At 40.5% G+C, this 13,591-nt stretch carries 10 protein-coding genes and 1 tRNA gene; 6 read left to right on the plus strand and 5 right to left on the minus strand.

Annotation, left to right across the window (positions count from 1 at the left end; genetic code table 11):
• The first annotated feature begins 2 nt into the window (after positions 1 to 2).
• Entirely contained in the window at positions 3 to 2,606 is a 2,604-nt protein-coding gene (locus ASG14_RS01630; protein ID WP_056869325.1) for a glycoside hydrolase family 2 TIM barrel-domain containing protein, read from the plus strand.
• 93 nt (positions 2,607 to 2,699) lie between these two features.
• On the opposite strand, the gene ASG14_RS01635 is transcribed toward ASG14_RS01630, so the two are convergent.
• The 3 genes from ASG14_RS01635 to ASG14_RS01645 all read right to left on the minus strand — a co-directional run bounded on the left by ASG14_RS01635 (position 2,700) and on the right by ASG14_RS01645 (position 6,309).
• Positions 2,700 to 3,026, minus strand: a complete 327-nt coding sequence (locus tag ASG14_RS01635) for a 2Fe-2S iron-sulfur cluster-binding protein (protein ID WP_056869326.1) — start codon at positions 3,024 to 3,026, stop codon at positions 2,700 to 2,702.
• A 40-nt stretch (positions 3,027 to 3,066) separates the two neighbouring features.
• Positions 3,067 to 4,077, minus strand: a complete 1,011-nt coding sequence (locus tag ASG14_RS01640; RefSeq protein WP_056869327.1) for an NAD(P)/FAD-dependent oxidoreductase — start codon at positions 4,075 to 4,077, stop codon at positions 3,067 to 3,069.
• Positions 4,078 to 4,269: 192 nt separating this feature from the next.
• The gene (locus ASG14_RS01645; protein WP_056869328.1) at positions 4,270 to 6,309 is read right to left on the minus strand and encodes a prolyl oligopeptidase family protein; all 2,040 of its coding nucleotides are present in this window, start codon (positions 6,307 to 6,309) and stop codon (positions 4,270 to 4,272) included.
• 238 nt (positions 6,310 to 6,547) lie between these two features.
• Between ASG14_RS01645 and ASG14_RS01650 the strand changes: the two genes are divergently transcribed.
• The 5 genes from ASG14_RS01650 (at position 6,548) to ASG14_RS01670 (ending at position 11,094) form a co-directional block, all read left to right on the plus strand.
• The gene (locus tag ASG14_RS01650; protein WP_056869329.1) at positions 6,548 to 7,288 is read left to right on the plus strand and encodes a UDP-2,3-diacylglucosamine diphosphatase; all 741 of its coding nucleotides are present in this window, start codon (positions 6,548 to 6,550) and stop codon (positions 7,286 to 7,288) included.
• Between the two features lie 435 nt (positions 7,289 to 7,723).
• Positions 7,724 to 8,797: a peptide chain release factor 1 gene (gene prfA / locus ASG14_RS01655; protein ID WP_056869330.1), complete on the plus strand. Its 1,074-nt coding sequence runs from the start codon at positions 7,724 to 7,726 to the stop codon at positions 8,795 to 8,797.
• A 106-nt stretch (positions 8,798 to 8,903) separates the two neighbouring features.
• Positions 8,904 to 8,977, plus strand: a tRNA-Asp gene (locus ASG14_RS01660).
• A gap of 208 nt (positions 8,978 to 9,185) precedes the next feature.
• Positions 9,186 to 10,742 carry a PAS domain-containing sensor histidine kinase gene (locus ASG14_RS01665; RefSeq protein ID WP_082491288.1) on the plus strand — a complete coding sequence of 519 codons (1,557 nt, stop codon included), beginning with the start codon at positions 9,186 to 9,188 and terminating at the stop codon, positions 10,740 to 10,742.
• Positions 10,732 to 11,094, plus strand: a complete 363-nt coding sequence (locus tag ASG14_RS01670; protein WP_056869331.1) for a response regulator — start codon at positions 10,732 to 10,734, stop codon at positions 11,092 to 11,094. The genes ASG14_RS01665 and ASG14_RS01670 overlap by 11 nt, the downstream gene beginning before the upstream one ends.
• Positions 11,095 to 11,144: 50 nt before the next feature.
• Here the strand turns inward: ASG14_RS01670 and ASG14_RS01675 are convergent, their stop codons facing one another.
• Both ASG14_RS01675 and ASG14_RS01680 read right to left on the minus strand, forming a co-directional pair.
• Entirely contained in the window at positions 11,145 to 11,720 is a 576-nt protein-coding gene (locus ASG14_RS01675; protein WP_056869332.1) for a DUF1543 domain-containing protein, read from the minus strand.
• Positions 11,721 to 11,768: 48 nt separating this feature from the next.
• The gene (locus tag ASG14_RS01680) at positions 11,769 to 13,478 is read right to left on the minus strand and encodes an FAD/NAD(P)-binding protein (RefSeq protein ID WP_082491290.1); all 1,710 of its coding nucleotides are present in this window, start codon (positions 13,476 to 13,478) and stop codon (positions 11,769 to 11,771) included.
• Between the last annotated feature and the right edge of the window lie 113 nt (positions 13,479 to 13,591).

Raw genomic sequence — 13,591 nt, forward strand, 5'->3', positions numbered from 1 at the left:
AAATGAGAAAAATCTTTATAGTATTATTTCTGTGCCTTGGCTTTTTCGCCAATGCCCAACAACGTTATGAATTAAACACTGGCTGGCTTTGTGCTAATGTTAAAGATGTTAATTTAACAGGTGTTGAAGTTTCCAACCAGCGTTTTTCAACAAGTAACTGGATGAAGGCAACTGTGCCGGGTACAGTTCTGACAAGCCTTTTAAACAACAACAAGGTTCCTGATCCATTTTATGGCATGAACAATGAAAAGATAGCTGACGTTTATAGAACCGGAAATGATTATTATACCTACTGGTTTGTAAAAGATTTCGAACAAAAAGCTTTAGGTAGCGAACAAATCTGGCTTCAGTTCCGGGGCATAAATTATAAGGCTGATGTTTATTTAAACGGCAAAAAAGTGAACCAGAATGTTATTGAGGGGATGCATTTGCGCTCTCACTTCAACATTACCAAACTGCTTGCTGAAAACGGTAAAAATAGATTAGCAGTTATCGTTCATCCACCAGATGTTGTTGGAAACCCGAACGGGGGCCAGGGCGGCGATGGAACGATTGCCAAAGGTTTAACCACACAATATACAGCAGGCTGGGACTGGATTCAGCCAATTCGCGATAGAAATACCGGCATTTGGGATAAAGTGACCATCGAAAAAACAGTAGGAATTAACCTCAAAAATCCACATGTAATTACCATGGTTCCGGGTAAGCGTCTGCCTGAAGGGAAACAAAAGCCGGCAACGGTAAAGATGTCTGTAGAGGTAGAAAATCCGACAGAAAAAGTTATTTCCGGCCTTTTACAGTACCAGTTCGGCGGCCAAACCATTCAGAAACAAATCAGCATCAAAGCAAACCAGAACATAGAGGTTTCATTTCCCGATTTGGTTCTTCAGAACCCAAAGTTATGGTGGCCAAATGGCTACGGCGAGCAATATCTGTATGATGCGAACATTAAATTTATCAGCAATGCGCAAACGTTAGATCAGGAGAATCTGAAAGTTGGCGTTCGGCAAATTGATAACCTGTGGAACGAGCAAACCCGGAGTATGGGGGCTTATGTAAACGGGCAGAAAATATTTATAAAGGGTGGCAACTGGATTATTTCTGATGCAATGCTTCGTTTTAGCGATGCCAGGTATGATGCTGAAGTGCGTTACCATAAGGATATGAACTTGAATCTGATTCGGATTTGGGGCGGTGCAATTCTCGAGCGACCAGAGTTTTATAATGCTTGCGACAAATACGGTTTGTTGGTTTTCCAGGATTTTTGGTTTAGTGGAGATTGTAACGGGCGTTGGGTAGATCCGATGAAGAAAGACGACCAGTGGACGAGAAGAAAGTATCCCGACAATCATAATTTGGTTTTAACGGCGATTGAAGATCAGGTGAAAATGATTCGAAACCACGCTTCACTGGCTTTTTGGTGCGGTGGTAATGAGATTACGCCACCAGCAGATATTTTACAGCCAATGAAGGATGATATCCTTCCACGTTTGGATGGAACACGCATACTCTTTGATTTTTCAAACAGCGATGAGATGTCATTCAATTCTTTAGGAGGAAACGGCGACGGACCTTATGGCATTCAAAATCCGACAAGTTTTTGGGCGAACAAAACATTCCCATACAATTCTGAAGTGGGCTCCGTTGGCGTTGGCGATTTTGAATCGTTGGAAAGATTTATTCCAAAGGAAAATTTGCTAGCCCCGCAGTTTAAAGAAAAACCAGACTCTGTTTGGGATTACCACAAATATATTGGCTACGATGAATACATTAATCCTTATGGAAAAGCAAAAGATGCCAAAGATTTTGCAATGAAAGCACAATTGGTTAATTACGACCAATACCGTGCTCTGATGGAAGGCTTTTCCTCTCACATGTGGGAGTGGTATACGGGTTCTATTATTTGGAAAACCCAAAATCCGTGGACGGCCATGCGTGGACAAATGTACGATTACTACCTCGACCCAAATGCCTGTTTGTATGGTTTAAGAAAAGGAAGTGAGCCGCTGCATGTGATGATGAATCCGCTGGATAGCATGGTTACCGTAGTAAATAACGGTTTTCTAACCCGTGATAATTTGATGGTGCAGGCCAAGGTTTATGATATGGATGGAAAGGATTATTTTTACTCTCAGGTCTTTAATTCGATTGGGCCGTCGTCTGTAAGAAGGTTTTTCCCCTTAAATGATTACTTAAAAAAGCTCGATAAAAAAGATGGCGTTTTCGTTTCACTACGCATCCTGGACGAAAGCCAGAAGGTTTTGAGTGAAAATTTATATTGGTTACCCGCTAAAGACGGCGAATATAAAGGCTTGCAGAAAATGAAATCTGTTGCTCCAGAGGTAAAAGCCACGCAAAACTTTAAAGGAAAAGTTTTGGTAACATTAACGAACAGCGCCGGGAACCCAGTTGCATTTTTTAACCGGATAGCATTGATTGATGCTGCATCAGGGAAGCGGATTTTACCAGCTTTTTATGATGATAATTACATTAGCATTCTTCCGGGCGAAAGCAAAACCGTAACAGTAGAATATCACGGAAATCAAAAAACAGCTGTCGAAGTTTACGGCTGGAATGTAGAAAAAACGAGGATAGAAGTTAATTGATTTAATAGATTGCGATTCGCTGGCAATAACAATAACAGCGCAAAAACAAAAAAGCGATGCATTTGCATCGCTTTTTGTTTTTTATCATTTTAGTTAACCTGCACCATGAAGTTTAACCTTCAAACCGTCCATATTGTTGTTTAACTGCAACTGGCAGGCCAGGCGGGAGTTCGGCAATAAATCTGGCAAGGTATCCAGCATCGCATATTCGTCATCGCTCATTTCGTTAAGCTTTTCTTCGCCTTCTAAAACATCCACGCAACAAGTTGCGCACAACGCCATACCGCCACATGTAGCCAGAATATCGTACTCAGATGCTTTCAAAAACTCCATCAAACTCAGACCCATATCTGTTGGGGCTTCGTGGGGCGTAACAGAACCATCCGGCTCCTGCATATATATCGTAATGTTATTTTCCATTTGCTCGTTTAATATCGACTGCAAATATAAAATAAACTACTTAAAATTCTGAAACTCCGTTCACGGTTGTGTATTTCATCGTGTATTTAACCCCAGGGTTCATATACGAATATGCGCTGTGGCTCATTAACGCTGCCTCATGGAAACCACAAAGAATTAGTTTCAGTTTGTTTGTGTACGTATTAATATCGCCAATGGCGTAAATTCCAGGAATATTTGTAGAGTAATCGTCGGTATTTACCTCGATAGCACTTTTACTGATGTTTAAATTCCATTCTTCAATAGGCCCTAATTTCGGACTTAAACCAAACAATGGTATTAAATGATCGGCTTCTACAATGGATTTTTCCATGGTGCGGTTTTGTACAATTTCTACCTGCTCTAACTTATCAGTACCATGAACAGCATGCAAATTGCTATTTAAAACAAGGTTAATTTTTCCGCTTTCGGCCAGTGCCATAACTTTTGCAACAGAATCAGGAGCACCACGGAAACTTTCGCTTCTGTGTACCAAAGTTAATTCAGAGCAAACTTCGGCAAGATAGATTGTCCAGTCGAGCGCTGAATCGCCGCCGCCGGCAATAACCATTTTTTGATCACGATATTTCTCCGGATCGAGAATCATGTAATTTACACCTTTACCGTTTTCAAAGTTTTCAAGATTTTCTACAGCCGGTTTACGGGGTTCAAAACAGCCCAAACCACCAGCAATAACGATAACCTTAGCTTCGATAACAGTACCCATGTTCGTTGTTAAAACGAAATCTGCTTCTCCCCGTTTCTCTAAACCTTCAATACGTTCGCCCAGAGTAAATGTTGGGTGAAAAGGTTTTGCCTGCTCCATCAGGTTATCTATAAGCTCCTGAGCCAATACCGATGGATAACCAGGTATGTCGTATATTGGTTTTTTAGGGTAAATTTCAGAAAGCTGACCACCAACCTGTGGGAGGTAATCTATTAAATGGCAACGCATTTTTAACAAGCCGGCTTCAAAAATGGCAAATAAACCAACCGGACCAGCGCCTATTACAGCTATATCAGTAGAAATCATGCAAAAAAATTTGACGCAAAGTTACGAAATAAACTATTATCAATATTCTTATTTAGAAATATTCCAGATAATTTTGTAAACCCGTTATATTCAGTATTTTGTATGCTCATCATGAATAAAAAGCAAAAGTTAACAGTTTTAAGCCGTTTAAAGCGAATTATAATTGGTCTATAGATTTAGTAGTTGTACGATTTACCAATTTATGCCTAAATTTTGAAAAACAAAACTCCAGACATCGGTAGCCTCAGCAATAAGTTTTCCGGTTGGTTTGCCTGCACCATGACCTGCATTTCTCTCAATTCTAATTAAAACCGGGTTTTCTCCTTTATGTTTTTCCTGAAGAGTGGCTGCGAATTTAAATGAATGGGCGGGTACAACACGGTCGTCATGATCGGCAGTTGTGATTAAGGTTGCCGGGTAATTTACGCCATCTTCAACATTGTGTAATGGTGAATATTTAATCAGGTAATTGTAATCCTCTTTTTTATCACTGCTGCCGTATTCTACTACCCAGCCCCACCCAACTGTAAATTTCTGGTAGCGCAGCATATCCAAAACGCCAACAGCTGGTAAGGCAACCTTAAATAACTCGGGGCGTTGCGTTATGCAGGCGCCAACCAAAAGGCCGCCATTTGAGCCACCCGAGATCGCGATTTTCGAGGGCTTTGTATACTGCTCTTTAACCAGGTATTCTGCGGCGGCTATAAAATCATCAAAAACGTTTTGCTTTTTATCCAGCATTCCCGCTTTGTGCCACGCTTCGCCATATTCGCTTCCACCGCGTAAGCTCGGCTGCGCATATATGCCTCCATGTTCCAGAAACAGCATCCTCGATAAACTAAAAGCCGGTGTTAGCGAAACCTGGAATCCACCGTATGCATACAAAAGCAATGGATTATTGCCGTCAAGTTTTATCCCCTTTTTATAAACAATGAACATTGGAACTTTCGTGCCATCTTTTGATGGATAAAATACCTGTTCAGTTTGGTAATCTTCGGTATCAAACTTAAGTGCAGATTTTCTGTAAAGCGTCGATTTGCCACTTTCAATATCGTAATGGTAAGTGGTGCCCGGGCTGGTAAAATTGGTAAAAGAGTAAAAAAAATCTTTATCGTCTTTAAAAGCACCAAAGCCGCTCGCAGTGCCAATTGCAGGTAACTTTACTACCGCAATTTCCTTTCCTTTCAGGTCAAATTGAATGATATGCGTACTCGCATTTTTTAAATAAGATGCCCATAAGAATCCGCCGCCCGACCGAACGCTTTCTAATGCCAGGTTCGATTCAGGAATAATCTTCTGCCAGTGTTTCGGCTCGGCCATCTTCGGATCAACCAGAACTACCTGCGTATTTTCTGCATTTAAATCTGTGCTTAGTAAAAGTTTATCGCCAACATTGGTTACAACGCTATGGTTATGCTCAAACCCTTTTACCAATAACGCAATGTCGCTTTCAGGGTCTTGTAAATCCTTTACGTATATGGCGTTACCTGAGGTGCCTGCACTTGCATACAAAACCAGGAAATGCTCATCTTCCGTAACCTCTGCCCCAAAATATAAGTTAGGATTTGTATTGTCTTCAAAAATTAATTTATCAGCAACTTGCGCATCTCCAAGCTTGTGGTAATACACTTTTTGAAACTGATTTGCTTCAGAAAATTCCGTACCTTTTACTGGTTCATCATATTTGCTGTAGTAAAAGCCATCACCATACCAGGCTGCACCAGAGAATTTAGTCCACGCTAATTCATCGGCAAGTTGCTTCTTTGTTGCAATTTCCATTACGTAAATATTGCTCCAGTCAGAACCAGATTGCGCCACGGCATAGGCTAAATATTTTTTGTTTTTAGAGAAACCGAGTAACGAAACCGAAGCCGTGCCATCAGCCGTTAAGGTGTTTGGATCTAAAAATAACTCTGCGCATCCGTTTAAACCTTGCTTTATAAACCAAATATTTTGATTTTGCAAGCCATCATTTCTGGTGAAAAAATAATGTTCGCCCACCTTAAATGGCGCAGTTTCTTTTGGGTAATTCCAGATTTCCGTTAAACGCTTTTTAAGGTCTGCCCGATATGGAATTTTAATTAAGTAGTTTTCTGTCAGGCTGTTCTGAGCATCAACCCAGTGTTCTGTTTCTACTGATGTGTCATCTTCTAACCAACGATATGGGTCGGCTATTACAGCGCCAAAGTAGTTGTCGGTTGTCGAATCTTTTTTAGTTTCCGGATATTTCATTAAAATACTGCGTTATATTCTTATGCTATTTACAGGCCAATTTTAATACAAATAAGGCTAATAGGATTGGCTTTTTTTTTACCGCATTTAATTATTTACCAATTTATGTTTTTCATTAATACTGGTAAGATAGAATGTTATGCGACAGCAGTTTTTTAACGGTTACCAAGCTGGCTTTCGCGGCTTTTAGCTTTGGCCTTTAGTCTTTCAGCTTTTTGCGTTACCTTTGAAATCGCACATGAGTAAAAACATCTATTTCGCTTCTGATTTTCATTTAGGCACTCCAAACTATGCCGAAAGCCGTAGCCGCGAAGAGCGGATTGTAAAGTGGCTTAATTTTATTGAGCCCAACTGTGGTGAGCTATTTTTAATGGGCGATATTTTTGACTTTTGGTTTGAGTACGAAAAAGTAATTCCTAAAGGTTTTATCCGGTTGCAGGGTAAGCTTGCATCAATGGCCGATTCAGGAATTAAGATTTACTTTTTTAAGGGCAACCACGATATGTGGGTACGCAATTACTTTACCGAAGAAATCGGGATGCAGATTATAAGCGACGAGATGGTTATGGAACGTGGCGGAAAAAAGTTTTATCTGCACCATGGAGATGGCCTTGGGCCGGGCGATAAGAAATATAAATTCTTAAGAAAGATATTTAGAAGTCCGCTTTGCCAGTGGCTTTTTGCCCGTTTACACCCAAATTTGGGCATTGGCATTGCTACCGGATGGAGCAAAAGTAGCCGTGCAGCAAGTAATCCTGAAGAAGTATTCTTCGGAGTTAACCACGAGTGGCTGGCCATTTATTCGAAAGAAATACTCCAAAAAGAACACTTCGACTTTTTTATTTACGGACACAGGCATTTGCCTTTAGATTTAGATTTAGGCAATGGCAGCCGCTACATAAACACCGGCGAATGGCTGAAATATTCCTCTTATGCAGTGTTTGATGGTTCGAATTTAACGCTCGAATATTTTAAATAACCTTGTAGATATTGTTCTTTTGCATGGTATTCAATGTATTTAAGTATTTGAAAAGCAAGGGTAGTAGTTACAATTAATGTACGCCGGGCTTTTCATTATAGTCCCGATTAGAAAAAATCGGGAGCTGCCATTTCAATCCCGTTTAATTACGCAAGGTTCTGCTGCTATTAAGGTTCAACCCCAAATGGCTACATGCTTATTTACGAAGCAGGTTACCTTCGTTCTAAACCCGATATAAGTGTAAAGCCACCGTTTTTTACGGTGCTTGCAACGTTAGCGGGACTACGGGCCGCCAGTTGCCGGCGACAATCATTTCCAAAAAATCATTTCTCTTTGATTTTCGCCCTGCCAAACTAATTCAGCTTTTTTACTTATTTTTGCATTTCCTTAATTTTTTGCTAAACAAAAGCTAAGGAATTCAATTTTAATAATACTATGTTAGATAAATTAGAAGCGATTAAGCAGCGTTGGGAGGATGTAGAGGAGCAGCTGAGTAACCCGGATGTGATTCAGGACATGAAACGTTTTGCGGCTTTAAACAAAGAATATAAAGATTTAGGCAAAATTGTAGATGAGTACAAAATCTACAAGAATGTGATGAGTAATATTGATGCCAACAAAGAGATTTTGACGGTAGAAAAAGACGCAGAAATGCGTGATATGGCGAAAGAGGAGTTGGATTTGCTTTTAAAACAGCAAGAAGAGATGGAAAGCAATATCAGGTTGATGTTGATTCCGAAAGACCCGGAAGATGCTAAAAATGCTGTTTTTGAGATTCGTGGCGGCACAGGTGGCGATGAAGCGGCTTTATTTGCCGGCGATTTGTACCGCATGTACACCCGCTATTTTGAAACTAAAGGCTGGCGTGTTGAAACGGTTGATGTTACCGAAGGAACTGCCGGCGGTTACAAAGAGGTTATTTTAAAAGTAAGTGGCGATGATGTTTACGGGCAGTTAAAATATGAAAGTGGTGTACACCGCGTTCAACGTGTGCCGGATACAGAAACGCAGGGCCGCGTGCATACATCGGCGGCCTCTGTTGCAGTTTTGCCTGAGGCTGAAGAAATTGATTTGTATATAAACCCCGCGGATATTGAACTGCAAACCTCGCGTTCTGGTGGTGCAGGCGGACAGAACGTAAATAAAGTGGAAACTAAGGTGCAGTTAACCCACAAACCATCGGGTATTGTTGTGGTTTGCCAGCAGGAGCGCTCGCAGCTGGGTAACCGCGTTATTGCGATGGAGATGCTTCGCAGTAAATTGTACGACATCGAATTGCAGAAAAAAAATGGCGATATCGCAGCTAAACGTAAAACAATGGTATCAACCGGCGACCGCTCGGCGAAGATTAGAACCTATAATTATCCGCAAGGCCGTGTTACCGAACATCGCATCGGTTTAACGATGTATAACCTGCCAAGCATCATGGATGGCGACATCCAGGAGATTATTGACGCACTTCAGTTTGCAGAGAATGCAGAGAAGATGCAAGAAGGTGCTGTAAGCTAACGACTTATAAATATTTTAAAAAAAAGTTTGCTAATAACGATATTGTCTCTATATTTGCAACCTCGAAAGGGGAAAGAGGTTTAAACTTTTAAAAAGTAAACAAAACGGAGTGGTAGTTCAGCTGGTTAGAATGCCTGCCTGTCACGCAGGAGGTCGCGGGTTCGAGTCCCGTCCATTCCGCAAACAAAGCCTTAACTTGAAAAAGTTGAGGCTTTGTTGTTTTCGTGGAATTACTTCATCGATTTGCCTTAGTGTTGTTTTCCAAAACCTTCGCTCACCAAAATACGTAACTGAAAAATATATCGGTTTGAAACATTTATATTATTTTCATGTTTGATATCTTTGACTAAAAAACAAATCATTCACTTTTTAATAAAACCCAAGTTAATTGAACACTTTTCAAAACGGTAAGTTCAACGTCTCAGGCGATTCGATTACTGATAACTTTGAGCTATTAACCCAGGCGCTTGACGCTTCAATTTCAGGAATTATTATTACCGACCATCGCGAGCCAGATAACCCGATTGTATTTTGCAATAAAGCCTTCGAATTAATTTCTGGCTATCCACGGGCCGAAATTATTGGCCATAACTGTAGGTTTCTTCAGGGAGATGACCGAAGTCAGGCAGAACGTGCGATTTTGTCTGAGGCGGTAAAGAAAGGTAAGGAGTGCAGGGTAGAAATTAGAAACTACCGGAAAAATGGAGATCTTTTCTGGAATGAACTATATATGTCGCCGGTTAAAAATTCTGCTGGTGTAATAACACATTTCATTGGTGTGCAAAATGACGTTACCTTAAGGAAAAAGGCTGAACAGGATTTACGTGTACAAAAATCAATGATGGAAAAAAAGGTAGAAGACCGCACGCGGGAACTTCGCGAAAGTGAAGCCTTTCTATCCAGCATAATTGAAACCGTTCGCGAGGGCTTGCTGGTTTTAGACCCTGAGTTTAATGTTTTAAGTGCTAATTATCACTTCTTGCGTACTTTTAAAGTATCTGCAGAAGAAACTGTTGGCAAGCCGTTATATGAGCTTGGTAACCACCAATGGGATATTCCGCAGTTGAAAGAGCTGTTAATTAAAATATTGCCAACTAACAACCCTGTGGTAGACTTTGAAGTGGAACATGATTTTCCGCACATTGGCAGGAAACTTATGTTATTAAATGCTTACCGCATTGAGCTTGAGGGCCAGTTTAAAGATCAGATTTTGCTTGCCATAGAGGATATTACCGAACGGAAAGAAATTGAACGCCGGAAAGACGACTTTTTATCGATTGCCAGTCATGAATTGAAAACACCGCTTACAACCATCAAAGGCTATATTCAGGTGCTGGAAAGAAGTGTTCCAGGCAATGTTTCAGAAAAGTTTAGTAAAACCTTATCAAAGGTTGCCGTTTACGTTGATAGACTTAATAACCTCATTGCCGAACTGCTTGATATGTCAAGAATTCAGACCGGCAATATGGAATTGCATAAATCAAGTTTCGACTTTGATGCGATGATTGAAGAAGCAATTGAGGGCATCAGAGCTTCAGCGCATGACCATGAGATTAGTTTAACCGGAAATACCGGCGCCAAGGTTACGGCCGATGAATCGCACATTATTCAGGTCATAAATAACCTCTTATCGAATGCAATAAAATATGCACCGGATTCTAAAAAAATTGAGGTCAACATTGCAAGTGTAAGTGAATATGTAAAAGTTTCGGTAAAGGATTTTGGCCTTGGAATGAGTTCGGAAGATAAGAAAAGGGTTTTTGAGCGATTTTACCGTGGTGGCGATATTCAGAAGAAATTTCCGGGCATGGGCATCGGCTTGTACATCTGCGACCAGATTATTAAAAACCATGGTGGCACCCTATGGGTAGAGAGCGAAATCGGAAAAGGTTCGACATTTAATTTTACGATCCCTAAAAAATCAACCGGAAAAGATGGCAAGTAAGAAAATAATAATATGTGATGATGATGCGGGAATCGTTGATGTACTCGAATTGATGCTTGAAGACACCGGACATATCGTTATCCCCGAACTTAAAAGTTTAAATGTAAAAGCCCTCATCGAGAATAAAGAGCCGGATTTGCTCATCCTTGATTTATGGATGCCGGTTATTTCAGGAGACCAGATTCTGAAGATGATTAGAAGTAATCCAAAAACGATGAATCTTCCTGTAATTGTGATGTCGGCAAGCAGAGACGGCGCAGAAATTGCAGCCGCTGCCGGCGCCAATGCTTACCTGGCAAAGCCCTTCGATTTTGACCACGTACTCGCCGTAGTGGAAGAGTGCCTTAATTAATGCGTTTATTTTCCAAAAATGACGAGATAAACTATAAGAATTGATTTTTCTTATAGTTTATCCAGCTTGAAATATCCAAGGTGAATGTGGTCTGCTGTTAAATCACTGCCCGGCTCGATAACGATGTGATATTTTTCTTTTTGCTGCGGGTCTAAAATATCTTCAACTCTGTAAATATCGTCAACATCAATTCCATATTTCTCATCGATGTGCGAATTTGCACCTTTGATAGAATTGGCCTTAAAAAATGCAGTTTTTTTGGCATCCTGAACAGCACTAGCCCGGTTTTCCTGCACCGTTAAAACGGTATAGTGTTGCTCTTCGAGTTTGTTGGGCTGGTAGCCACCAAGGTTAATAAAAAAGAGTTTTCGCTCAGATGGTGGCGTTAAACCTGTTCTTGGCATTACCTTGATTTCGTAACCATCAACATTGGTAACCAATCGCCATCCATCCAAATGAATGGAATTCCCTGCTTCAGGCCAAAATGCTTTAATCTGTGGAACAAGTTCCTTTAATGTATTTGCAATACCGAAAAAATAATCGTGCTGTTCTACATTTCTTTTAGGGGCTTTTGAGCCAAGCAGCAGCAAAAATAGTTTCGGTGTCGGTTGTTCGTTTTCGGTCATTTAGCGTAAATTTTTATTTGCCTCCATACTTAACAAAGTCAGCTCAAATCAGTTTGGCAAAAGCGATTTTACAATTCGCTCGGAGGCCGCTTCGCAAAAGTCGAGGCCAGAATAATCGGGATTATAGCCGCCGATGTAAGGAACGGCCATCATGTAAATCCTTTCATTTACTGCATCGAGGCTGTTCATAACCTGAAAATTATCGTTTATGGCAATACCGGGAACATTCAGGTAATAATTACCGTCATTCCCTGCTTCTACCTTATCATTAGTTTCTAAGGCTTTGCGGGCTTTCTCTTCTCTTCTAAATTTGATTTTGGCCTGCGCAACGGTTTTCATATCGACCAGGCTTTTATAAGGCAAGTCGCGATACGATAAATGAGGCTGCCCCACGCAATCTACAAATGTTTCGTAATATTGCTCCTGCTTTGTACCGCTCTCATCAGTAAAACGATAGATGGCTCCACCATTTTCCTGAGGTTCCTCTTCGCTATCATCACCAACTGCTGTTATTTCCAGAATTCCAGCTTCGTGTAAAGCCATCATTTCCACAACAGAGCTTTGGGGCACAAAGGCAATTACAATTGAAATTAGTGGCATTAATGTTTTCTGCAAACGCAACATATCTTCGGCTGAAAAGTATTTTGCCGGATAATTCATCGCGAAGCTTAAAACGGCAAGCATTTCTTTCCAGTAAACAGATTCTTCTTTTTCTATTGATTCTTCTGCCTCTAAATACTCCGCTTTAAAAAGGTCGAAAGCGGCTTTGTGTTCCCGTTTATTCATTACCACGGTTACAAAATCTTCCATAGAAAGGTTTTGAATAATTTCGTAGAACTCGGGCCTTTTTTCCTTAAACATCTCCTTAAAGTTTCTGTCGAAAACATAATCAAGGGATAAAAACCCGCCATTATCAGCCTTGTTTTTTTCTACTTCTTCCTCACTCAGAATCGAATCTTTTAGTAAATGAGGATCTTCCAGGTGAAAACGTATAGCAGGGAGCATGCCGTTTCTGGAGTGCATAATAATTTTAAACTTTTCGCTCCCTTCTGCTAGTTCAAAGGTAAATTTATTGTTGTCAGAATCTTTGAAATGACCATTATGGCGTGCTAAAGTGCGTATCGCATCTATGGCGGTGAGCGATGATCCTTTTACGGCCACAGCATGATTTACTTTAAATTCTAATTTTGCCGGTGGATATGGTGAATCGAAATAGCCGGGAATTTTGCCTTCAGACTTTTTTGGCCATCTATGACCTGTGCAAACAACAACGTTGTCGAATTCAAAAACCTGACCTTCCGCAAGCTTAACTTGAACTTTGTTGTCTTCGGGCCGATCAATAATGTCGACAACTTCATTGTTGAGGTGAATTTTTACAGGAATTACTTTTTCCTCGGCCTGCTTTTGCAACAGCTCAAATTGCGCTGTTAAATACATTCCAAAAAGCAAACGCGGCATTACTTTGTAGTCGTTAAACTTATCAGGCTTTATGTTAAAACGTTCGAGTATATTTTGCGGTAAAGTTTGAATCCATTCTTCAACCGAGGTTACGAGTTCCGGAATTTCGTTGCCGGAAACGTTTGTTATATGCTCGTCGTTTGCACCGGCTTTACTGTAAGGCATGCCTGCACCGAGTTGTGCACTTTTCTCAAAAATAGCGATGCTGATTTCAGGTTCGTTTAAATCTACCAATCGCTTAAACATGAAAAGTCCGCTTGGCCCGCCACCTAAAATGGCAATGTGTTTATAGTTTTTCAAATATTTGAAGTTAAATTATTAATGATTGTCTCAGATAACCTTTTCAACTAAATAAAGTTTTTGAGAATGTTTAGATCTTGTTTTTTGTTGCCCATTAAAAGTATGATAAAACG

The sequence above is a fragment of the Pedobacter sp. Leaf194 genome, assembly GCF_001423945.1.
Classification (GTDB): domain Bacteria; phylum Bacteroidota; class Bacteroidia; order Sphingobacteriales; family Sphingobacteriaceae; genus Pedobacter.